This window comes from Colwellia sp. SU-HH00943 (genome assembly GCF_057546125.1).
In genome coordinates this window covers 637,800-662,586 of the sequence record NZ_BAAJLW010000002.1, presented here as the reverse complement: position 1 = coordinate 662,586, position 24,787 = coordinate 637,800, and the positions used below count along the sequence as shown (strand labels likewise).

Below are 24,787 nucleotides of genomic sequence, written 5' to 3'. Positions count from 1 at the left end.
CTTACCTCAAAAACCTGCTAATGCAGTACGGAGATGCTGGTAGGTAGGTTTACTTAAAATAGCGCCTTTATGTTGTACAACATTACTGGCAACAAAACAGGCCTTCTTAATAGCCATTGTTATGTCATCACCAGAGAGTCTAGCGGCTAAATAAGTACCAGCGAACGAATCACCTGCAGCGGTACTATCCACCTGTACAGGCGCAGGCTCAAACGGTTGATGATATTGACAAATGTTGTCGTTATAGCCATAAACACCAGCCTCACCACATTTAATCACTACTTCTTTTGAGCCGAATAATTGACAATAATCAATAATCTCTTGATAACTTTTATGTTCGAATAACTGTTCATGCTCTTCAATGCCTGGCATCAAAATATCACTCACGTTATACGCTTTTTCTAACCAATAAATTGCATGAGTTTTATCACGCCACATTTTTGGGCGGTAGTTAGGATCAAAAGCAATTCTACTACCTTGTTTTTTTAGCGTTGACATTAACTCAATTAATGCTGATTTATCCTCATCGGCTAGTACAGATAAAGAAATACCACTAAAAAATACCAAATCTGTGTCGGCACATAGCTTGGCAAATTCATCAATTGTTAAATATTGCATCATCTTGCTAGCTGCTGAGCCTGAGCGCCAATAACTAAAACTACGCTCTCCATGACTATCCGTTGCAATGGAATACACGCCAATGGTTGCTTTATCTGTAACAACCGCTTTGGTGTCATCTATTCCTTCAGCACGCCAACAAGCTAACATATCTTCACTTGCTTGATCCTGACCCACTGCGGTTAAATAACTTGTGGTTAGTTTGTCATTTAACCTTTTTGCATATACCAAGGCATTATAGGTATCACCAGCGAATGCTTTTTGAAACTTATCTTCACCAATAGGCGTTAATTCCATCATACATTCGCCAATAGCGAGCAATTTACTTTTCATTATCCGTTTTTACCCTGTTATAGATTGTTAGGTCGCTGATATTTTGGTCTCAGAAAGCTTGCTTTCAGAAAGTTTGGCCCCTGAAAATTCAGCTTCAATTTCTTCAATTGTTTTATGCTTAGTTTCTGGCAACAATTTATATAAGAAAATAAAGCCAACAATACCGCTTACCGCATAGAATAAAAACACATCAGCAGCACCGATATTATTCAATAACCAAGGGAAAAACTGCTGAACAAAATAACTCATCATACTACTGATAAAAGCAAATACCGGTATGGCAACACCGCGAACACCTGTTGGGAATATTTCAGAAAATAATACCCATAAAATAGGACCTAGCGAATAATGAAAAGCAACAATAAATAACATAATACCCGTCATAACAACCGCTACATTGATAGTCGTTGCATTTTGTAAGATGATACTTTCTGCCTGACGTAATTCAGATTCTGACATGGTTTCTTTAAGCGCTGCTTTAAATTCAATATCTGAATGGAAAACTTTATTGGTTAGTTTGTCTAACCCTGAAATTTGGTGCTGTTCTTTTATTTCTGCAACCGCTTGTGGCGTTAACTGGTAAGTTGCTTGCTTAAAGCCAACATGACAAATATATAAGCTGATACTTGCTAAAATTAACCCAGACATTAACAGCGGACGACGTCCCACTTTATCAATTAAAACTATCGCAACAATAGTGAAAGCAACACCAACTACCCCAACCACTACTGCATTTAAGAACGCAGCATCAGTGCCTATACCAATTTGTTCAAATACGGTTGGCGCATAAAATAAAATAGCATTAATGCCTGTGGCTTGCTGAACAATAGCAATAGTAAAAGCAACGATTACCGCTTTACGGCGTCTTGTTGAAAATAAGCTTTTAAAGGAGGCAATCATAGAGTGGCTTGTTGGATCAGACGCTAAGCTTTGCTTAACATCAGCCACTTCTTCTTCAGGATCTAAATCATGATCGAAGCTGGCAATAACTTGTTTCGCTTCCTCTTCTTTACCGTTCATAATTAACCAACGAGGGCTACGAGGAATAGTAAACAATAAAGCAAACCAGATCACTGCAGGCACTATTTCTAGCCCTAACATCCAACGCCAAGTATGTGTATCAAGCCCTACAGCTGACACCCACTCATAACCAGACTGAGACAGCATTAAAATACCGTAATTTGCGAAGTAAGCCGCTGAAAAGCCAACAACAATACTTACCTGTACAATAGTCACTAATTTACCGCGAATATTCGCAGGTGCAATTTCACCAATATACATTGCCGCTACAGATAAAGAAGTAAACGCCAAGCCACCAATAAAACGGGCAATCACTAACGTTTCATAATTAGGTGCAAAGGTAGAAGCTATTGCTGAAAATATATAAATGAAGGATATACCTATTAGCACTTTCTTTCGGCCGATACGATCACATATATAACCAGTAATAAGTAAGGCGAATAAAACCGCTAAACCAGGAGCACTTACCATAGTGCCCACTTGCATATCAGACAAACCAAATTCAACAGAAACAAATTTAACCGTTCCTGAAATGAGTGCAGCATCAAGACCTAAAATAAAAGCACCAAATGCGACAACCAAAGCACAATAATAAACGCTTTGCGAACTTGTTTTCATAGACTTCCCCATTTTTTGCCAACATTAAAATATTCACACTTTAATGAAACATGGCTTTTTAATAATTTTTATTCATGTTACCTTATATCTCAAGAATTGTTAACAATTAAATATATACATTTATGTTGTTTTTTATTCGTACAAGATTAAGTGCTTAATTTATTAAAGATAATTAATCTGTTAATTCGCTTTAATTTAGCAAAAAAGCTTAATTAAAAGTAACATAACAACTTATGCTCTGTCATTTGATGCATTGTGAATCATATTGACCTTAGGAGACCCAATGAAAACATTAAAACAAATACTTATACTTTCAACTGTCGCTTTAGCGGTTGGTTGTCAATCTGAAAGTAGCAATACAGCAATTAACACCACGTTAAAACAAGTTTCACCACAAGCCCCTGAAACCTTATTAGAAATTGCCAAGTTAGACAGCAAAAATCCTGATGTTAAATTATCTTACTCTTATGCAAAGGGACATATTGAAAACAACCAGCTTGATGTAAAATTCGATAACACCAACAGCACACACACCAGTGTAACAATCGAACCTAAAGACAACTGGGATTGGAGTAGCTACTCTGATTTCAACTTAGCGTTTGATATTGCCAATCATGGTCAACGTTCTACCCAAATATATTTAGATATCACCGACGGCAATGGCGATAATTACACTCGCTCAGTGAGCATTCCCAAAGGTGGTTTTAATACCTATTATGCTAAAATGAAAGGTCATGATTTAGCCACTCCCGAAGGTGAAGACGGCGTAGAGCTTAACTTTACCTCAGGGTTACGTTCAAATCCTGATACTTGGCAAAGTAACGAAATACAATTTATTTCCTTATGGGGTAAAAAGAATTTAGATCTTTCATCGATTAAAAAAATTACTATTAGTGTACAAAGTGCATTATTTGATAAAGAAATTCAGTTAAAAAATATTCGCCTTCGTAAAAACCCTACCATGGACAAGGACTTCCTTACGAATATTGTTGATAAATACGGTCAAAACGCCAAAGAAGATTTTACTGGCAAAGTGCACAGTGACGAACAACTACTTAAAGAGAAGCTAGCTGAACAAGAAAAATTTGCCAGCCAAACAATACCAGACCGCTCTAAGTTTAGTGGCTGGGCTGCAGGTCCGAGATACCAAGCAACGGGTTATTTTAGAACAGAAAAAACCGATGGCAAATGGTCACTTATTGATCCTGAAGGCTACATTTATTTTTCCTCAGGCATTGCTAATATCCGTTTATCAAATACCTCAACCATGACAGGTTATGATTTCCCTGTTGCTTCGATTGCCCAGCAAACTGCTGATGATGTTACACCAGAAGACTCTCAAGGTTTAAACAGAGTGCCCGATTCAGCAATCCCTAAACGCTTTGAAGCATCAGAATTAAGAGCAAGTATGTTTAATTGGTTACCTGATTATGCTGAAACGTTAGGAAAACATTTTGGTTACCGCCGTAGTGCGCATTCAGGGCCACTTAAGAAAGGTGAAACCTATAGCTTTTACTCAGCCAACTTAGAAAGAAAATACGGTGAAGATGGCGCTGATTTCATGAAAGCATGGCGTGATACCACGTTAGATAGAATGACCAATTGGGGATTTACTTCATTAGGTAACTGGGCTGATCCTGCATTTTATGACAATACACAAGTTCCATATTTTGCTAATGGTTGGATCCGTGGTGATTTTAAAACCGTCTCAAGTGGCAATGATTTCTGGTCACCATTACCTGATGTATTCGATCCTAAGTTTGCTGTTCGAGCAGACTTCACAGCTAAAGTTATCTCACAAGAAGTACAAGATAGCCCATGGTGTGTAGGTGTATTTATCGATAATGAAAAAAGTTTTGGTCGCCCTGAAACTAAAGAGTCTCAATACGGCATTGTGCTCCACACATTAAGAAGAGACGGCAAAGAAGTACCCACAAAAGCAGCATTTACTCGTTTAATGAAAGCAAAATATGTTGATATTGCTAAGTTAAATAAAGCTTGGAATAAAAACATTGCTAGTTGGGAGGCCTTTGATCAAGGTATTGATTCAACCTTTAATACCGATGAGCAAGTTACAGACTACGCCGAATTACTAACGGCCTACGCTGACAAATACTTTGCAATAGTTAACCAAGCAGTGAAAAAACATCTGCCAAACCACATGTATATGGGCGCGCGTTTCCCAGATTGGGGTATGCCAATCGAAGTAGTAAAAGCGTCAGCTAAGCATGTTGATGTGGTAAGTTACAATGCTTATAAAGAAGGTTTGCATAAGAAAAAATGGGGATTTCTTGAAGAAATTGATATGCCAGCAATTATTGGCGAATACCACGTGGGAGCAAAAGACAGCGGCTTATTCCACCCAGGTTTGATTCACGCCTCTGATCAACAAGATAGAGCCAACATGTTTGAAGATTACATGAACTCAGTAATTGACAATCCATACTTTATTGGCGCTCACTGGTTTCAGTACATAGACTCACCTATTACTGGTCGTGCTTATGATGGTGAAAACTATAATGTAGGTTTTGTTTCTGTAACCGATAGCCCTTACCAGCCACTGATTGAAGCTTCACGTAAGGTAAATAGCACACTTTACCAACGTCGTTATAACAATAAGTAGCTCAATTAAATATGGCAGAGATTGTTAACAATCTCTGCCATATTTAGAAAAATAATACCGAAAAACCCATCTCTAACAATTGTAACAATGACTAATCGTAGATATTTAAAGACATCACCATTAGAAACCATTGTTTTTTGTAAACAATAATCTAATTGCAATCTTTGTCAAAAACGTTATTATTAACTTAACATTCTAATAAGAGGAATCATTATGGTTGGAGCTAGAACAAAAATCCTTACCATAAAAGATCAAATCGCAAATGAATTGCGTTCAGATATTATTTCTGGTGCATTACCCCCGGAAAGTAAATTAAAAGAACAAGAGCTTGCTGCTCGATTTGGTTTATCACGCGGTCCTATACGCGATGTTATTTTACAATTAACCAAAGAAGGTTTACTGGTTTCAAAAAATAACTGTGGTGCGTCAGTTAACAGTGTTTTAGATCCTAAAATGCAAAAACTGATGATCAACTTGCGTCGTAATATAGAAGCATTTGCTATAGAGCAACTCAAAGGTAAGTTAACCGAACGAGACTTTGCCGAATTAGATGCAATTCTTGATGAGTTACAAGCAGCATTTGAAGCTGAAGACTTTACTGAAGTAACCAATATCGATATCTCATTCCACAACTACTTGGTTCATAAAGCAGGTGGCGATGAGTTAACAAATATTTGGTATCCTTACGTAATGCGAATGCGCTTAAACTACAAGCGAATACGCTCAAGTGAAGCATGTGTTGATGAACACAGAAATATACTAACAGCGTTGAAAAACGGTGAAACTGCCATTGCGGTTAAGGCCGTTAAAGCCAATATAAAGTAATCATTAATTTCACAATAAAAACGCAATAACGAAACTATTGCGTTTTTTATTATCTTTTACTTATTGTTAACAATTTATAATTTACAATAAGTGTGGAATTCGTTAGATTATGCTTAAGATTATAAAAAGAGCATGCTAATGATCATTACGAAAAAAAATTATACATTCAAAACGCTGTTGCTTAGCCTTTCACTCACTTTAACAGCTTGTGGCGGTGGCAGTGGTGGCAAAGAAGAAACACCACCTCCTGTTACTCAACCAGACACTACGCCCAACAGCTTTACTTTTACCGCTATTGAAGATAGCGAATTAAACTCATCCATTGACTCAAACAGCATCACTGTAACCGGTATTAATAGTGCCAGTAGCATATCAATTTCGATGGGTGAATATGCAATTAACGGCGCTAGTTTTACCTCAAGTGACGGTGAAGTAAATAATAATGATACGGTAATCGTAAGACTCACCTCTTCAGAAGATTATCAAAGCAGTGTTACTGCAACATTAACTATTGGTGGTGTTAACGGTACATTCACTGTTACAACCATGTCAGTCCCTATCGTAGATACCGGCGTGAATTTAGACTTTAACCTTAATATCAAACACCAAGTGGGCGGGCTAAGTGAATTTGACAGACAAAAATTTATTACCATTCACGCCTCCCATACTGAAAACGACTGGTATAGCGTTGGTACCAATGAAAGCGATGATTTAGTCACTGAATTTATCGAAGGTTACGATGTATATTTTGGTCGAGATACCGGCGGTATGGCTTGGCAATTAGGGCAATTACCAGAATCATCAGGAAAGTCAGGCTGGGTTGATGAAGTAACCGCAACCACCAATGGTAATGGTGCTCGTTGGAATTATACCAATAATAACAATGCAGACAGTATCACTAAACGTCGCCTTGAATATAGGAATACTCAAATGATTGTCGGCGCTCAACAAAGACCCTATTGGCCTGATGGTACGCTCACCAATATGGGGTGGGCTTTCTCTGACACTGATACTAGTGACGAGCCATTTGGCTCGGCAACGGGTGACTACATGGGCCAATTTATCGCCAAATACTTTAATAAAGGTGATAATGATACTTTAGGTCAACCAAAACCTAAATATGTTGAAGTGATGAATGAACCCATTTGGGAGTTGGTTGAACATGCCAGTAACCCAACAACCGTTGAACAAGTCTTTAAATTTCACAATACGGTTGCTGATACAATTCGTAATGTTGAAGTTAACGGTTCAAAACCTAACGCCGATATCTTAATTGGTGGTTATACTGCCGCTTTCCCAGATTTTGATAAATACAATTTCCAGCAATGGCTTGATAGAGACAAGCTTTTTATCGATGTCGCGGGTGATAATATGGATTTTATCTCGATCCATTTATATGACTTCCCTATTATTGGCGGTAAAAAGAAATTACGCTCAGGTAGTAATATGGAAGCTACCCTTGACTTATTAACGGCATATTCTGAAAGTAAGTTAGGCGAGCCTTTACCGTTAATCATTTCTGAATATGGTGGACAAATTCATGACATGTTTAATGAACCATGGAGCCCAGAACGTGATTGGCACATTTTAACAGGGTTAAACAGCCAATTAACCGCTTTTCTTGAGCGTCCCGATCAAATCGAAATGGTTATCCCTTTTATCGTAGTCAAAGGTGAATGGGGGCGCATTAATGAAAACGTTCCTTATTATCACAGACTTATGCGTCAGAAAAAAGAAGGTGAAGGTGAAACAGGCGAAGAATGGGTATACACCGAGCTAGTTAAGTTTTACCAACTTTGGGCGAATGTTAATGGCACCCGCGTGGAAAGTTATACCCATGAGCAGGACATACAAATTGATGCTTATGTTGACGGTAATAAAGCTTATTTGATCTTAAATAACCTTGAAGCGGAAAGTACTGAAGTAAACCTCAATATTTTTGGTGCAGACAATAGCAACATCACCAGCGTTGTCACTAAGCATTTATACTTACAAAATGAACAACCTGTGCTTGATGAAACTACCACCAGTATGCTTGCTGAAAGCTTTGAGCTTGCTGCCGATGGTACTGCTATCTTTGAGGTTACTTTCTCTAACAATATCGATATCAATGAAACCGCAACGGAAGTGAAATATTTTAATCAAAGTGATTTAGTGGCTATTACAGCCAATCAAACCATCAGTTTTGATATCAATAATGTCACTATTAGCGATCATGGTATGGCTATGCTCAGGTTAGGTATTAGCCGTATACATGGCTTATCATTAACACCAGAAGTAACAATAAATGATCAAACCATTACCGTACCAACTGATTATCGCGGCTATGATCAATACCATAATGGTAAGGGTAGAGATAACTTTTATGGCGTAATAGAAATCCCGGTTGATTTATCATACCTACAAGAAAACAATCAAATCACCCTAACCTTCCCAGATAATGGCGGACACCTTGCAAGTAAAGGGTTACAGGTTATCACAAGCACATCTGAACTTAACAGGAGCTTATAATGCAACGTAGAGCGTTCATAAAAGTATTAGGGAGTGCGGTTGGCTGTACAGCACTCTCGCCATTATCGGTTTTAGCAGCGAGTAAACGCCAAACGTTAGTTGACGTTGAGCCAATTTCATCATTAGCCACTAACCAAACAAGACATTGGTTGGGGAAAGATTATTGGGGCAATAGATTACAAGACTGGCGTATGCATCAAGGTGCTTTAGAATGTCTTCAAGGGGATAAATCTTTTGAGATGAGAACAGTATCCCTACTGACTCGCTCGCTCGCAAACAACCATTTACCCGGTAGAATACAAGCGGTATTTCAAAATATCACCCCAACTAAATCAGGCTACTGTGGCTTTCTATTTGGTATAGGTCAAGGTGAGCTAGATTATCGTGGCGCAGCCCTTGCACAACGCGCAGCGGGTCAGCACGGTGGTTTTATGGCGGTACTAAACCAAGCAGGAGAATTAAGTTTTCGCGATTTTTCAAATCAATCTAAGCCGCTTAGTTTTGACACGCTAACCTCGAAAAATAAAGCCAGTTTACAAAAGCTCTCTTCAACCCCTATTTTACTTGACTGCCACCTTGATCCGACAAGCAATGGCACTTATCAACTTCGACTATTTGCTTATCATGCTGAAACCGGTAAACAATTAGGTTTTGCCATTAGAGCGGGTGTAAAGGCGAGTGAATTACTAGGCGGTATATCTTTACTATCTAGCCCAAATACACGAGAGCACGGTGCTAGATGGCGGATAAGCAAAGTAGCAACAGGCGGAGAAAAAATTTCTCAACATCCTGAGCGTACCTTAGAACCAGTAATGGGTTGCTTGCATAGTGTCAATCAGAGCGTACTAAAACTATCTGCACAGTTTATGCCTGTAGATAAAAGGCTTTATCAAACAGCGACGCTAGAAATTAAAGAAAAAGGCTCAACAACATGGCAAAAGGCTCAAACTACAACCATTGAAGATGGCTATGTTGCGCTATTTAGAATTGATAACTGGCAAGCAAGCAAGTCTTTCGATTACCGTATAACTTGCCCAACAGTTAGCGAAGCCAGTTTGTATAATGGCCAAATACAAGCAGATCCTAAAACAAGCAAGCCGCTTAATATTGCACTGTATTCTTGTATTGTCCCAACGGCAAAAAGCTTAGATGTAATTCATTACAAAAAATTTATTCCACAGGAGCGTAATTTAAAGCGTTATGGCAAAGAAAATATTCTTTTTCCTCATAACCAGTTAGTGAAGCATTGTGATTCTCATCAACCAGATTTATACGTTTTTTGTGGCGATCAATATTATGAAGCGCTGCCATCACGCTTTGGACGAGCCACTAAAGATGCAAAATTAGATACCTTATATCGATGGTATTTATGGTATTGGACATTCAGAGAGTCGGTAAGAAATAAACCAGCAATAATTTTGGCCGATGATCACGACGTATTACAAGGTAACTTGTGGGGTTATGAAGGAAAAGAATCTGATAAGCCCAAAGAAGAAGATGGTGGTTTTAAGTGGGATAAAGACCTAGTTAGAATGGTTTATCGAATGCAACATGGCCACAACCCTGACCCATATGATGCAACTCCAATAAAGTATAATATCCCGGTCACTTATGGAGAATTTATTTACGGTGGCGTTAGCTTTGCTTTAGTGGAAGATCGCAAGTTTAAATCACCACCAAATGATAAGGTTCACCCTTCAAAAGCAACTGGGGAATTATTAGGTAAGCGCCAAGAAGACTTTTTGGCAACATGGAATAAAACCAATACCCACTTACCTAAAATTTGTTTAACGGCATCAATATGGGGCTCTCCTCAAACCTCTGAAGATTTTTCGCCTTTACTTGATTATGATTCTAATGGCTATCCAGCAGACGGTCGAACAAGAGCGGTTAAATTAGTGACAAAAGCCAAAGCGTTAGTGCTAGCAGGTGATCAACATTTAGGTTTAGTAGCACAACAAGGCATTAATGGCTTTGATGATGGCGCGATATTTTTTGCAGGCCCCGCTGCGGCAGCCTTTTGGCAACGTTGGTTTGAAGGCAACAACCAGCTTAAAAATCAATTTCGAGCAGGTAAAAATACCGGTAACTTTATCGATACCTTTGGCAATAAAATGCGCGTACTTGCCGCGGCTAATCCAAAAGTCACGCATGCTGAATTTGAGCAAGGCAATACTAGTTGGGGCAAATTTTTATCTGACAATCAGCTTAAAAGCGAAGGTTATGGCATTGTGAAGGTTAATCATACCAGCAGTACATATACGCTAGAGTGTTGGCCGTGGGATGTTTCTCCTCAAACAGGAAAACAATTTGAAGGCTGGCCTATTGATGTTAGCTTTAGTGGCCAGCTTTCATAGCGCTTAACTATCACTTAACTATCGTTTAACCATGCTCAAAGCTCACTGTTAGCCAATAAAGTAGTGTCACTTTTATTGGCTAACAGTGAAATACAACTCACAAAACTCAAACAACAAAACAAGAAAACAAGAAAACAAGAAAACAAGAAAACAAGAAAACAACAAATTATTGTTATTTTCATTTTTTCCCCTTCTTTTTAGCTTTACTAATTTAATCAACCAAAACAAAGTGAATGACACACCCCTTTAGCACAAAGTACAACGATAACTTAAGTACCCAACATCCTTAAAAGCCTCTAAAAGCAGATTTATAAAGGGGTAACAAGAAAATCCCAGTTTTTATCCTTGCTTGTTATCTTCCTACAAATAACTAAATCAATTACCTAACACAAGGAATATCCAACAAAACAAACAAAGCTTATATTTGATATTTTAATGCCTTATCTTAGTATTCTATCAATATTTGCTGACATAAAATGATGTTATTGATTTTATCTGTGAGTAAAGATTATGAGTAAAAGCACCATTACTGACCCATTTAAATGTCCAAGAGAAAAAGAAGGCATTAGTACTATTAACGATCAAGGTGAGCCTGTCACTATGGTACTAGGTTTAAAAGAAGTCAGAAAATGTGCTCACAATTGGAAAACATTTCAATCTGGTGCTGAGCCAGGGCGTATCGTTATTCCATCAGAAGTGAATATTCGCACAACGAGACAAATTCCATTTGAAGTTGATCCTCCTGAGCATAAGGATTACCGCGCTCTGGTTGAATCTTGGTTTAAACGTCCACTCGAAGCAGATTATCAAGAACAACTAATCGCAATCATTCATGAGCTGATTGACGAAGCACTCACTTTACCAACAGTAGAAATTGTTGAAGAGTTCGCGCTAAAGCTACAATCTCGTGCGTTAACATTATTATTAAATATTCCATATGCTGAAGCCGAAACTTGGATCAGCTGGGGCACGCATGTATTTAGAAGTGACGATACAGCACTTGATGCCGATAAAGCCAATATATTATATGACTATATTGATTCAGAAATTGATAAAGCCATCGAAAATCCTAGTGAGGATTTATACTCAGTATTATTAGCCTCTGAAGTAAATGGCAAGCAATTAACAAAAGAAGAAGTTAAAGGCGTTATGATTTTAACCTTTGCCGGTGGACGAGATACCGTTATTAACGCCGTAACCAATACAATTGCCTATTTATCAGAGCATCCAGAATCGTTAGTCAGACTAAAAGAAGAGCCCGAGATCAGAGGTAAAGCGGTAGAAGAATTTGTTCGTTACTTCTCACCATTAACGCATATGGGCAGAGTAACCACCGAAGATACAGCTGTCTGTGAGCATGCATTAAAAGCTGACAGTAAAATTTCACTTTGTTGGGCATCTGCAAACAGAGATGCCAGAGTATTTGAAAAGCCTGATGAAATTGTCCTAGATCGAAAATTAAACCCGCACGTTGGTTTTGGTTTTAGTCATCACAACTGCTTAGGTGCAACTCATGCAAGACAAGTTTTAAATTGCTTAATTGCTGCTTTATCTGAAAAAGTTGCTTCTTTATCGATTACAGACAGCGAAGAAAACATTGAAGATTTACAGCAATTCCAACGAAAAGTTGGCTATCATCAATTACACGTTAGCTTTAATGGCGTTAAGTAATACGAAGTCATAACCAGATAAAATAGGAGCCACCATGGCACAGATTACCTTTATAACACTAGACGATGAGAAAGTAACATTAGAAGCAGATTCAGGTTCATTAATGGAACTCGCGGTAGAAAATGGCATAAATGGCATTGATGGCGATTGTGGTGGTGTTTGTTCATGTGCTACATGCCACGTACATGTAGCACCAGAGCACATGGCTCAAGTAGGTGAAGCCAGCGAAATTGAGCAAGATATGTTAGAGCTTGATGACAATGCAAATGAATTTAGTCGTTTATGTTGCCAAATTGAGGTTTGTGACGAGCTTGATGGCGTAACATTACACGTTGTTGGTTCATAGGGTATTTTTCGATTATGTCTGCACAAAATAATCAAGAAACTACTAAGCAACGATGTATCATTGTTGGCGCTAGTCATGCGGGTGTAAACGCTGCTTTTGCATTACGCAAAGAAGGCTGGCAGGGTGAGATATTACTTATTGATAACGATCCTGAACTACCTTATCACCGCCCTCCTCTTTCTAAAGCTTACTTAACGGCTGACAACGACACTCAAGCTGCGGTATTAAAGTCTGAAGCTAGTTATCAAAAAGCTAATATAAGCTTAAAACTTGGCAATAGTGTAGATCGCATTGATAAATCTCAACAGCTTCTAACGCTGGACAATAATGATGTATATCATTATGACAAATTAATATTCGCGACAGGTGCTAGTGCTTTTATCCCTCCCATTAAAGGTTTAGATACCTGTAAAAACGTTTTCACCCTACGCAATAGTGCAGATGTAAACTTAATTAAAGCGGCCTTTAACCAAAGTAATAAAAAACGTGTGGTTATTATTGGTGGCGGTTATATTGGCTTAGAAACCGCAGCTTCAATTAAAAAGCTCGGTGGAACGGTAACCGTCATTGAACGTGAAGAGCGATTGTTAGCACGTGTAACCTCTGCGGATATGTCTGCTTTTTTTCAGCAACTACACAGCAAAAATGGTGTGACAATTAAAACAGATCAAACAGTTCAAGCTATTGCGAGCGATGATGAATTAATAACAGTAACTTGTGATGATGAAAGCCAATATACCGCCGATATTGTGATCATTGGTGTCGGTGTGAAAGTTAACCAAGCATTAGCTGAGCAGGCAGCGCTAACCATATCGAATGGCATAGAAGTGAATGAACAATGTAAAACCAGTGATGACAATATTTATGCGATTGGCGATTGCAGTTATCATCATAATAAATATTATGACCGTTGGATTCGATTAGAGTCGGTGCAAAATGCAGTTGACCAAGCAAAAATTGCTGCTGCTTCTCTATGTAATAAAGAGGCATGTTATGATGCTTTACCTTGGTTCTGGTCTGATCAATTTAACGTCAAACTTCAAATGGTAGGACTTAATACAGGCTTTGATAATGTCGTTATTCGCCAAGAAAGAGATGATGACAATAGGTTTTCAACTTGGTATTTTCAGCACAACAAACTCTTGGCAGTTGATACTGTAAACCATGCTAAAGCTTATGTTTTAGCGACTAAACTATTAAAACAAAGAAGTGAAATAAATAAAGTTCAGCTAGCAGATAATACGGTAGATTTATCTATTGACAGCCTAACACTTACTTAAGATTAACTTAAGGCTTATCTTTTGGTTTAACTTTGGGCTTAACTAAACTCAGCGAAGCTCAGCTAGACTCTGTCAGCTGCTTTAGCTAAAAAAGAAAAGCATGATAGTGTGTCTGTTTTAAACTCACCATCATGCTTTTTATTTACTAATTCCGATTACTTAGAAATTTACTTAACTTCGGCTAACTTATTAATGAGGAATTATAGCCGCATCTGGATAACGCTCTGTTACCTCTGACATTTTATCAACATTATCCAACACCCAATCAACGATTGTCGGATCAAAGTGACTACCTTTATCACGCTCAAGTAATTCAAGAATTTCCTCGATTGGCCATGGCTCTTTATATGAACGACGACTGCCTAAGGCATCGAAAACATCAGCCACAGCAACAATACGACCATAAATATGAATATCTTCTCCCGCGAGCTGGTTTGGATAGCCACTACCATCCCACTTTTCATGATGCTCACCTGCAACAATAGCTGCAGCTTGCAGAATTTCTCTGTCAGAACGATCTAATAATTCTCTTCCCATCGTTGCATGACATTTCATGATCTTAAATTCATCATCATCGAGTTTACCCGGCTTATGTAGAATTGAATCTTTAATACCAATTTTACCAAAGTCATGTAGTGGTGAAGCAACCCTGAGAATCTCCGCTTCTTTTTCACTCATGCCTAAACCTTTGGCGATTAGATAGCTGTACTCAGCGACACGACGAACATGATTACCTGTTTCTTTAGAGCGAGTTTCAATTGCTTCGCCAAGCATATAAACCATATCCCGCTGCGTACCCTCAATTTCATCTTTTAGTAAGGCATTTTCATAAGCTATTGAAACATTTTGCAAAAACAACCTGACCAAATCAGAATCATCTTTGGACATGTTGGCGTTAGCTCTTATATATATTAAATCTTCTCGCTCAGGTGTCGGTTGAAAATAGCCAACATACTCGTCTTCACGCACAATTAAGGATTTTTTTCGAAGTGCTTCGCTTAAAATAGTTACAACAGATTCAGGCAATTTTTCATCAGCACATTCGCCAATTAATTCTTCATAACTGCCGGTAGCAGCTACTACTTCCATGCGTTTTTTTGTCGGATGCTGCTCAATAGCAAAACCATCACAGTGTGCATATAAACTGTTTTTTTCTAAATTCAATAAAGCGATTAATTGCTCAAGCACCCCTTGAACAAAACCTTGTAGCATTTTAGGCCGGAAAATTTCCCCAGTAGACTCAATAACACGGTGTAAACCTTTGCGGTTGTTATTGAGGTTTTCTAAATCACGGTAAGATCTTAAGCTAGTCAAAATAGTACTGAATAATTTTTGCGTAGTAAGCTCAGATTTTTCTTTATAATCATTGATATCAAAATCTAAAATAACTCTGCGCTCTGGTGCTTCTCCTGGTTGCCCTGTACGGAGCACAAGGCGAATCATAGTGTTTTTGAGTTCATCTCGAATATAACGAATTAAGTCTAAGCCAGCATGCTCAGTTTCCATAACAACATCAACCAATGCCATCGCGATGTCTTCATGTTGCTCTAAAATATTTCTCGCTTCTTCACCACTGTAGGCATGAATAAACTCTAACTCTCTACCATCAAAATTGAAGTTTTTAAGGGCAAGCTTTGTCACATCATGAATGCTTGGTTCATCATCTACTATTAATACTTTCCAGCCCGATTTTTTTAGCGTCTGAACCTGCTCTTCCTCGGGGGCAAAAAATAGCTCATCACTCTCTGACATTGTTATTCTCCATCACTCATTGGTAATAATATTTCAAAACGCGCCCCTTTTTTAGCATCACAAATCACTTCAACTTTCCCCTTCAGTGCTAATATGAGGTTATATAATATATTTAATCCTAATCCACTGCCGCCATCACCACGACGAGTAGTAAAGAATGGATCAAATATTTTATCCTTAATGGATTCATCAATACCTTTCCCTGTATCTTCATAAATCAACTTAAACTTATCATTTATAATAGCACTCGAAATAAATATAGTGCCGGTATCGCCAACATTAAAACCATGCTTTAATGAATTATCGATTAAATTACTGACAATTTGATACAAAGCACCCGGTTTAGTAGAGAAAGCAACTTCAGGGTCTATCGTATTCTTAACACTAATATGCGTTTTTTTTAGTTTAGGGCGCATACTAAATACCACTTCGTTAATGTAATTATAAATTTTAACCTTTCTATAAGAATCATCAGTTTGATCGACAGCGACTTGTTTAAAGCTCGATATTAATTCTGAGGCTCTTTGCAAGTTTTGACTTAAGATTTTACTCCCTTCCAAAGCATGATCTAAAAATTCTTCTAAATCAGATTTTTTCATACTCCCACTTTGATACTTTGATACCAAAATGGTTACTTCTTCTTCAATACTTGAAGCGGATGTAACGCCTATACCAATAGGCGTATTAATTTCATGAGAAATCCCTGCTACCAAGCTCCCTAACGAGGCCATTTTTTGGCTTTGTACTAACTCAGACTGGGTTTCTTTAAGCACTTTCATACTTTCATTTAAGCGAGTATTAGTCTGTGTTAGTTCATTTGTTCTTTCTTCAACTCGTTGTTCAAGTGATTCATTAAGCTGACTTAACGCAATTTCTGCTTGTTTTTTTTCCGTAATATCGTTTGTTTCAATTAATAAACGAACTCTATCCCCATAAATAAACTTGACTAATGTTGCCGATAAAATGCACGTATCAGCTTCTCCAAATGAAAATTCATTAATACACACTGCATTGCCGCTTTTTTGAAAGCGTTCTATCCAATCAACAAAACGCTTTGCTTCAGCTGAATCTATTAATCTTGATAAGTTTTGTAAGTTAAATTCATCTTCTCTGGTAATTGTAAATAAGGCTCTTAAAACTTCATTGATAAGTACTACTTCTTTGTTTTCTAGTACTAATAATCCTTTTCCCACTGAAGACTGCGCTTTAAAAACAGCGCTAAAAAATGATTTTTCAGAAATCTTTCTATCAATAACCGTTAGCATTTGAGTCATTGAAAGTATCAAAATGCTGGTCATGGTTACGATAGTTAACAGTAAATCTCTCTCAAGACTAATTCCAAAAACAGGACTAGAAACACAGTTAGCATCATAATTAGCCGCTATCACGCCAATATAATGCATACCGATAATTGCTACTCCCATCACACAAGCACTTATTAATTTAAAAGTATGTGTTAATTGGTTGCTGTCTATTTGACGAAATATTAAATATAAAGCAATGTTTGAGGCGGCAATCGCGATGATAATAGATAAAATAACAAGACCTGTTGAATACTCTACACAGGCTCCCATTCCCATTGCAGCCATACCAATATAATGCATAGCTGAAATACCTAAGCCCATCAAAAGAGCGGCAATGAAAAAGTTAATTTTTTTCCGCTTTGAGCGAATCATATATAAAGCAATAGCGGAGGCAAAAATTGCTGGGAGAATTGAGATCCCTGTCAGGGCAATATCATAATGTACAGGCACAGGTAGTGAAAAGGCGAGCATGCCAACAAAATGCATAGCCCATATTCCCATCCCCATAACAACTGCACCACCTACGGTCCAATACAAGGCAGTTTTTCGTTTAGAAGCGGCAATACGAATACAAATACCAACCACAATATAAGAGGCATATATTGCAATTGCTATAGACAGTAATACTATCGACCAATTAAATGATGCTGTCATATAAAGCGGTAGTCATAAATTAAATTTACTCTAAGTCTAGTTTGCTAGCTGAAAAAGCTCCAATTATTTAATCGCTAAAGTTAAAGATAACAAGCACTTTTAAAAAAATTTTATCTCAAGTGAATTAAAAGCGCTTGTTATTTTTTGAAAATCGGGAATGTTAGCTAGCGCTTAAGTTAGCCTTAAAAAAGTCTAAGGTGCGTGACCAAGCCAGTTCGGCATTTTCTTTATCATAACGTGCTGTTGAGTCATTATGAAAACCATGTTTTGCATTTTTATACATATGCATTTGATAAGGTACACCAAGACTTTTTAATTCAGCTTCGTAATCAGGCCAAGATTTATTGACCCTTTCATCAAGCTCTCCAAGTTGTACCATTAAAGGCGACTTAATATTTTTCCATAATTCTTTTTTAGCTGGAGTGCCGTAAAAAGGAACACCGGCATTTAATAAACCTGAGTCAACCGCCGCTAAATAGTTAACGATATAACCGCCAAAACAAAAACCAACCGCACCAAGTTTGCCATTGCTATGTTCGTGGCCCTTTAGAAATTTAGCCGCAGCAACAAAATCATGTTGAATTTTTGCCCTATCCATACTTCTTTGCATGGCTCGACCTTCATCATCGTTACCCGGATAACCTCCTAGTGGATATAAAGCATCAGGAGCAAAAGCAATAAAGCCAGCTTTCGCTAGGCGTCTTGCCACATCTTTTACGTAAGGGTTTAGGCCTCGATTTTCGTGAATCACTAATACAACAGGTAATTTCCCTGTGATATTGGATGGTGTGACTAGGTACCCCTTACCTTCTCCATATCCTTGCGGCGAAGGAAATGTTTGGTATGTCGCATTAATATCATCATCGTTAAAGGAAACTTGCTCCGCTAAAGCATAATTAGGCAATAAAGCTGAAGTTAAAACACTCATGGAGTAACCAACAGCCACTAAAGTGCCTAATTTTTTCATAAATGTACGCCTGTCCATACCACCATGGGCATATTCATCATACCAATCGAATGCTTCTTGAGGGATATCATTTTCTATTCTAGCTTGCATAGTTTCCTCACTTTTAAAAAGTTGTTATGGCAAAAGTGCGCCATTTATATTTATTGTGTGAACAGTCGAATTACCACTTCAACCTATATTATATTTAACATAATAGTTAGCAAACAGAAAGTTACCTTTATTTGATACTCGTTTATTGATAACCTTTAAAAGTTACCTTCCTGATTTAAAAATCAAACATTCATAATAATTAATAACAACCATTATCAAATGAACATAAAACGTAAAACGCTTTTTTGGAAGTTATATCCTTCTTTTTTAATCATTTCATTTATCTCATTGTTAGCTATTGTCATGATTGCACTTTGGTCAATAAAAACCTTTCACTACCAAGAGCGTGCGAATGATTTAGAAATACGAGCCAAAATATTAACCCCTGAATTTTCAAGACTGATATTGTCGAAAGATTATCAAAAAATTCAATCTCAAACCGTTAAGCTGGGTGATGATGCTTCTACGCGTATCACGATAATTTTACCGTCTGGCAAAGTGGTAGGTGACAATAAAAAAGCTCCTGAAACCATGGATAATCACATCTCTCGGCTCGAGGTTGCTCAAGCATTACGTGAAGGGAAAGGGTTGTCGATAAGATACGGTTACACATTAAAAATAGACTCTATGTATTTCGCTATTCCCATCATTATGGATGGTGAAATCATTGGGGTGATGAGAACATCCACCCCACTTGATACGCTGCAAGATGCCTTATGGGGAATCTATTATAAAGTTTCCATCGGCTTTTTTATTCTCATCATTATTATGGCTATAGCGAGTTGGTTGATTTCTAAAAATATCGTTAGACCATTAGAAGTAATGAAAGTACAAGCACAACGATTAGCAAAAGGCGACTTCTCCAGTCGAGTTCAATTAAATTCAAATGATTCTCTTGAATCAGAGCAATTAGGACAAGCATTCAATGAAATCGCAATTCAGTTAAATCAACGTATAGAAATTATTCTCAATCAAAGGAATGAACAAGAAGCGGTATTCTCTAGTATGGTTGAAGGAGTTATTGCTGTTGATAATGAAGAAAAAATTCTTCGTATTAATGATGCTGCTTACAAAATCTTAAAAATATCAGAGAAAAATATTGAAGGCTATAAATTACAGCAAGTCATTGAAAATGTTGAATTACAAAATCTAATTTTATTTGCCTTACAGCAAGATACACCAACGGGGCAAGAGATCAGCATACACAGTGATATTGAACAAGTTTTGTTAGCTCAATCAGCGCCATTACTTGACATACATAAAAGTAAATGTGGCACATTAGTCGTGTTTAATGACATCACTAAACTTAAAGAATTCGAATTACAACGCAAAGAGTTCGTTTCTAATGTTTCACATGAATTACGCACTCCCCTCACCGCTATTCAAGGTTTGTCAGAAACATTAATAGATTTCCCAAGCTTACCGAAAGAGAAAAGAGCAAACTTTATTGGCGTTATTCATACCCACTCTATTCGCTTAGAAAGCATTATTGAAAACTTGTTAACCTTATCTAAAATAGAAAAAGAAACCGAAGTAGATGAGATTGATTTTGCTGATGAATCTATTACTTTAGCCATTAGTAACGCTATTTTCCTTTGTAAAGACAAAGCCTTCAAAAGAAACATCGATATTATTTTAAATAATTCAGAAGATATTGTCTTCAAACATAACTCTTCTCTTATAGAGCAAGCCATTATTAACCTGCTTAACAATGCAATAAAATACAGCGATGGCGATAGTGAAATAAAAATTACGGTTACCAAGCTAGAAAACGACATTCAAATAAGTGTTGCAGATAAAGGCAGCGGTATTCCGGAAGAGCATTTATCACGGTTATTTGAGCGCTTTTATCGGGTTGATAAAGCACGCAGCCGCGCCTTAGGTGGCACAGGGTTAGGTTTATCTATAGTGAAACATATTGCACTAGCGCATAACGGCATGGTCAGTGTCGAAAGTGAAATAAATAAAGGCAGTATTTTTACCTTAACCTTACCTCTTGGAAATACTTAGTATAAGTAGGGAAAAATAAACGTAAAAGCGACTTTTAACCTGCAACTTATAAAAATTTACAAGTAATAAAAATCCCCAATATCAATGATTGATACTGGGGATTTTTTAAAACGCAAACAAGTCAAATTCCATGTTTAAATTATCATTTCTAATATTAGGCCGTTGACCACCTGATGAAAGTTTAGTTACACGCTCCGCCACAAACCGTTCCAGCTCCCTAATTGACAGCAAATTATTTTTATTGGTATCAACCTGCTTATCATCTAATGCTTGCAATAATGCATAAGTGAACAAGCCATTTTTCACGCCGCCACCTTCGTAACTGTATTCTTTAGCACCAGAGCTTGAAATCACTATTGCCCCTGAATCGCTACTGAGGTTATTAAACGCTAACCTTTCAAAATTAGTAGCAGGTACAGCATTGTCTGATTTACGTGTTAAGCCTCGATTGAGTGGAATAGACCTTGCACTGACAAATTGATTAGAAATTACGGAGTTATTATCGTACAAATCTTCATCACCACTAAAGCAAGTATCAAAAAACACAGCTTTTTTATTTGCCGGTATTGAAAATAATAACGACTCTATATCATTAAAACTCACACCACTTGCTTGTGGCTTATTTGGGTTTATATCATTAGTAGCATAGTAATACTGATCGCTTTCAGAAAAACCATGGCCTGCAAAAAATAATACCACCACATCATTGAATTTAACTTTCGATAAAAATTTATCTATTTTTGCTACTAAGGTATTTTTCGTAACCTCTTTATTGGTTAAGAGTAATTGATGTGTTTTACGAATATTACGACGGTTACTATTTTTCGAAAAAGCGCTCAGCACATCTTGTGCGTCTTTTGCCGCATAATTCAGATCTAAGCGATTATCTTTGTAATCAGAAACGCCTACACTAACGATGTATAAGTCACTCGGCGGTTTTTTAATACTATTAACATGCACTCGGTATTTTTTTGATTGGTTCTGTTGAGAGTCTATAACAGATAAGTCAATTCTATTATGACCAAAAACTAGAGGCACCTTTACTTTTTTATTAATAGTATTATGTGCCTGTAAACGCTGGCCATTTTCACCGTTTAACGGTACCCCATTAACTTTAATAAGTAACTTATCAAGAGCAGCCTTTTCACTATGTAATAAAAGCTCAAGATAAACTGCATTCTTATTCACAAAAGCAGGCACTTTATTTTCTACGACTATGCTAGGTTTTAACGAAGAAGCGTTTGCTATATCACTATTTTTATTTTGATATTTACGATTTCTTCTCTGGTTAAGCTGCTGATAAAAAGCGATAGTTTCTTTAGAAGCTCCCAATGTACTTAACACCTTGTCTGGCCTTTTTAGAGTAAGATCAAAATCTTCAAATGAAAATAACTCATTATGGCGTTTAAACTTCACTAAATCATAGGCACCTTTAGAACTGATAAAGTAATTATCCTTATTAATCACTAAGTAATCTTCACCGCCTAAAGGCACCAAATTATATAAATAATCATAATTTTTCGTGGTAAACACCTTGGTAGTGCCATCATTACTAGACAATGCAACTCTGTCATTAGGTAAATCTACTAAATTAGTAACTTCATCCGTGAAGGCGTTATTGACCAGAGTACCTGAGTCCATATGATAAAAGCTGCCATTAGCTAAGAACACTATAAAGCCCGATTTAGAGTGGCTGATCCCCGATATCATTGAAGGAAGTTTAACTTTTTTCTGTTGTGCGCCAGTGCTTAACGACCATACTTTCACAATCGAGTTTTTATGCTTTCCCCAACTAGCAACATATTGTGAATCATCGGAAATAGCCACATTACCGATAAAAGCGTTTTTGGCACCTATATCGACTGTTTTAATCGCTTTACCATCAGCCATACGCCAAATTTTAATGCCATGAGCAGCCGTTTTTTCGCCATAACTATCTAAAGCGACTCCTTCCGATGAGGCAATCAAATACTTGCCATCAGGTGAAAACTGTAAACCGTCAATATTATTTCTTGAGCCAAATCCGCTAGATCTTTCTTTTGCCCATAATTCTTTAGTATCAAACTTATAAACAACTGATTTACTTTTACTGTCCCAAACTCTCACACTTGCTTTATAGTCACTATTAAAAGGGTCTGTCATCGCAATATATTGACCATTTTTAGACAGGGCTATTTTTCCACCAGAAAAACCACTTTTTGCGGAAGAAAAGTTATCTATAACTGTTTTAACAACGGTAGAATTCCCCTCATTTAATTCAACAAACTTATTAAACTTACCCTGTGAATTATAGGTGTAATACCCCCAATCACCATTGCGTTTATCTATATAGTAATAACCATTTTTACTATCGCTTAACCGAGCAATTTTACTAATAACTTCTTTACTTTTTAAATCCAAAACATAAATATCATTAAAGAAAGAATACGCTAAAATATATCGATGCGTTGAATCAACACTGTAGTTAAAGGTTAATTTTGATAAAATTTTAGGGGCAAAATAACGATATTCAGGTAATGTTCTAAAATCAAAGAAGCTTTTAGATTCTCCATCTAGTTCATAATTAACTTGTCCTTGAGCATTAAAGGTAAATACTTTGCCATTGTATATAGTGCGCAGTAATTCTGGCGTTTCATTTTTAAAAACACCATTGGTTAAGTTAAACGACGCGTTATCCACATAAATTTTACTATCGACTGAATCATAAAATAATTTTGACGCCTTGTGACTTACTGATGCGTATTCAGTCACTATATTTTTAGTCCGTAAATCATAAACCTGTGAAGGTAATTGGCTCTCACTTTTTTGAGTTAGCAACACTAAATTGGATTTTCCTAGAAATGAAAAATGACTTCCATAGCCAAGATCAAAATTACTCGGTAACGCAATGTGTTTATTGGTGCTAATTTGTTTAAATTTTATTGAACTATCAGCCACTTTATAACCAAAATACAGACCATTATCACTGATAACATTCGCACTCTCTTGATACTGTTTTTCAACCGTAATGGTTCTAAATGTACGGCCATTAGAGGCTGTTCTTATATATACTTTAACAAAATCCCCTTTAACGGTTTTATTGCTATCAGGGTTAATAATACTGGTTGCAAAGTACTTACCATTATTACTAATAGCGACGACTTTAGTGAACTTATCATAAAGCTCAAAAAAGTTGCCCGGATTTGTTTTCAGGTTGCCGTCAAATATTTTCTTTACTGACGTATTATTGCCACGTGCAGTAATTTTAAAAAGCTTATTGCCTTTTGTTGCCAACATTTGAGTATTATTAATGAACACAGGGGTATGTTCAAATCTATGTAAAGTATGTTTTCTGCGACCTTTTTCATCAAAAATAAGCACTCTACTTTTTTGACTTTTAACAAAAATTCGCTCACCCGATGGACTCACGGCTAAAGCACCAGAAAGGGGCTCACTTGCTTGAAATGAAGTATAAGCCCAGTTATTTCCTACATCCCATATTTGAATTTTATCGCCGGTTCTTACAAATAGTTTTTGCGCTTGGTTAGCAAACAAAACGTCCAAAGAACTTGTACCAACATGGATTCGCTTAACGGTTTCACCAGAGCTTAAGTGTTTAACATAAACATTATCCTTTGAAGCATATGCAACATATTCCCCCGAAGGGTCTACTGCTAACTTTTGATAACTCAGGGCATTATTCATACCCGTTTCAAAAACCAATTGGGTTTGGTTGGTCGCTTGTTTGCTATTTTTTTTAGGTGTGGTAGAGCCACATCCCCAAAGCAACCCTAGTATAACTATCAATAACAATACGTTTTTCATTAAC

14 protein-coding genes are annotated in these 24,787 nt (G+C 37.1%); 8 read left to right on the top strand and 6 right to left on the bottom strand.

The features are described from left to right. Positions 1 to 6 precede the first annotated feature (6 nt). Together AC27GZ_RS08115 and AC27GZ_RS08110 are read right to left on the bottom strand one after the other, a co-directional pair. Positions 7 to 951 carry a sugar kinase gene (locus AC27GZ_RS08115; protein ID WP_487094448.1) on the bottom strand — a complete coding sequence of 315 codons (945 nt, stop codon included), beginning with the start codon at positions 949 to 951 and terminating at the stop codon, positions 7 to 9. 27 nt (positions 952 to 978) lie between these two features. After that, complete coding sequence (locus AC27GZ_RS08110) at positions 979 to 2,589, bottom strand: sugar porter family MFS transporter (protein ID WP_487094447.1); 1,611 nt, start codon at positions 2,587 to 2,589, stop codon at positions 979 to 981. 283 nt (positions 2,590 to 2,872) lie between these two features. Here AC27GZ_RS08110 and AC27GZ_RS08105 point away from each other — a divergent pair, with 283 nt between their 5' ends. From AC27GZ_RS08105 to AC27GZ_RS08075, 7 genes are all read left to right on the top strand, one after another. Then, entirely contained in the window at positions 2,873 to 5,212 is a 2,340-nt protein-coding gene (locus AC27GZ_RS08105; protein ID WP_487094446.1) for a beta-galactosidase, read from the top strand. Positions 5,213 to 5,425: 213 nt separating this feature from the next. Next, positions 5,426 to 6,037, top strand: coding sequence for a GntR family transcriptional regulator (locus AC27GZ_RS08100; RefSeq protein WP_487094445.1), 612 nt, complete (start codon positions 5,426 to 5,428; stop codon positions 6,035 to 6,037). A gap of 138 nt (positions 6,038 to 6,175) precedes the next feature. Then, complete coding sequence (locus AC27GZ_RS08095; protein ID WP_487094444.1) at positions 6,176 to 8,548, top strand: hypothetical protein; 2,373 nt, start codon at positions 6,176 to 6,178, stop codon at positions 8,546 to 8,548. Next, on the top strand, positions 8,548 to 10,905 hold the full coding sequence (locus tag AC27GZ_RS08090; RefSeq protein ID WP_487094443.1) for an alkaline phosphatase D family protein: 2,358 nt from the start codon (positions 8,548 to 8,550) through the stop codon (positions 10,903 to 10,905). Before AC27GZ_RS08095 ends, AC27GZ_RS08090 begins: the two co-directional genes overlap by 1 nt. Positions 10,906 to 11,415: 510 nt before the next feature. Next, positions 11,416 to 12,576 (top strand): cytochrome P450, encoded by a 1,161-nt coding sequence (locus AC27GZ_RS08085; RefSeq protein WP_487094442.1) that lies wholly within the window; start codon positions 11,416 to 11,418, stop codon positions 12,574 to 12,576. 34 nt (positions 12,577 to 12,610) lie between these two features. Continuing rightward, the gene (locus AC27GZ_RS08080) at positions 12,611 to 12,922 is read left to right on the top strand and encodes a 2Fe-2S iron-sulfur cluster-binding protein (RefSeq protein WP_487094441.1); all 312 of its coding nucleotides are present in this window, start codon (positions 12,611 to 12,613) and stop codon (positions 12,920 to 12,922) included. Between the two features lie 14 nt (positions 12,923 to 12,936). Next, complete coding sequence (locus tag AC27GZ_RS08075) at positions 12,937 to 14,202, top strand: NAD(P)/FAD-dependent oxidoreductase (RefSeq protein WP_487094440.1); 1,266 nt, start codon at positions 12,937 to 12,939, stop codon at positions 14,200 to 14,202. A gap of 189 nt (positions 14,203 to 14,391) precedes the next feature. Here the strand turns inward: AC27GZ_RS08075 and AC27GZ_RS08070 are convergent, their stop codons facing one another. From AC27GZ_RS08070 to AC27GZ_RS08060, 3 genes are all read right to left on the bottom strand, one after another. Continuing rightward, positions 14,392 to 15,954: a DUF3369 domain-containing protein gene (locus AC27GZ_RS08070; RefSeq protein WP_487094439.1), complete on the bottom strand. Its 1,563-nt coding sequence runs from the start codon at positions 15,952 to 15,954 to the stop codon at positions 14,392 to 14,394. Positions 15,955 to 15,956: 2 nt separating this feature from the next. Next, a complete protein-coding gene (locus tag AC27GZ_RS08065; RefSeq protein WP_487094438.1) occupies positions 15,957 to 17,912 on the bottom strand; it encodes an MHYT domain-containing protein in 1,956 nt (651 codons plus the stop codon). Positions 17,913 to 18,072: 160 nt separating this feature from the next. Next, positions 18,073 to 18,969 carry a dienelactone hydrolase family protein gene (locus tag AC27GZ_RS08060; RefSeq protein WP_487094437.1) on the bottom strand — a complete coding sequence of 299 codons (897 nt, stop codon included), beginning with the start codon at positions 18,967 to 18,969 and terminating at the stop codon, positions 18,073 to 18,075. Positions 18,970 to 19,188: 219 nt separating this feature from the next. Here AC27GZ_RS08060 and AC27GZ_RS08055 point away from each other — a divergent pair, with 219 nt between their 5' ends. Further along, entirely contained in the window at positions 19,189 to 20,979 is a 1,791-nt protein-coding gene (locus AC27GZ_RS08055; RefSeq protein ID WP_487094436.1) for a HAMP domain-containing sensor histidine kinase, read from the top strand. A 105-nt stretch (positions 20,980 to 21,084) separates the two neighbouring features. On the opposite strand, the gene AC27GZ_RS08050 is transcribed toward AC27GZ_RS08055, so the two are convergent. Further along, a complete protein-coding gene (locus tag AC27GZ_RS08050) occupies positions 21,085 to 24,783 on the bottom strand; it encodes a caspase family protein (RefSeq protein WP_487094435.1) in 3,699 nt (1,232 codons plus the stop codon). Positions 24,784 to 24,787: the final 4 nt, after the last annotated feature.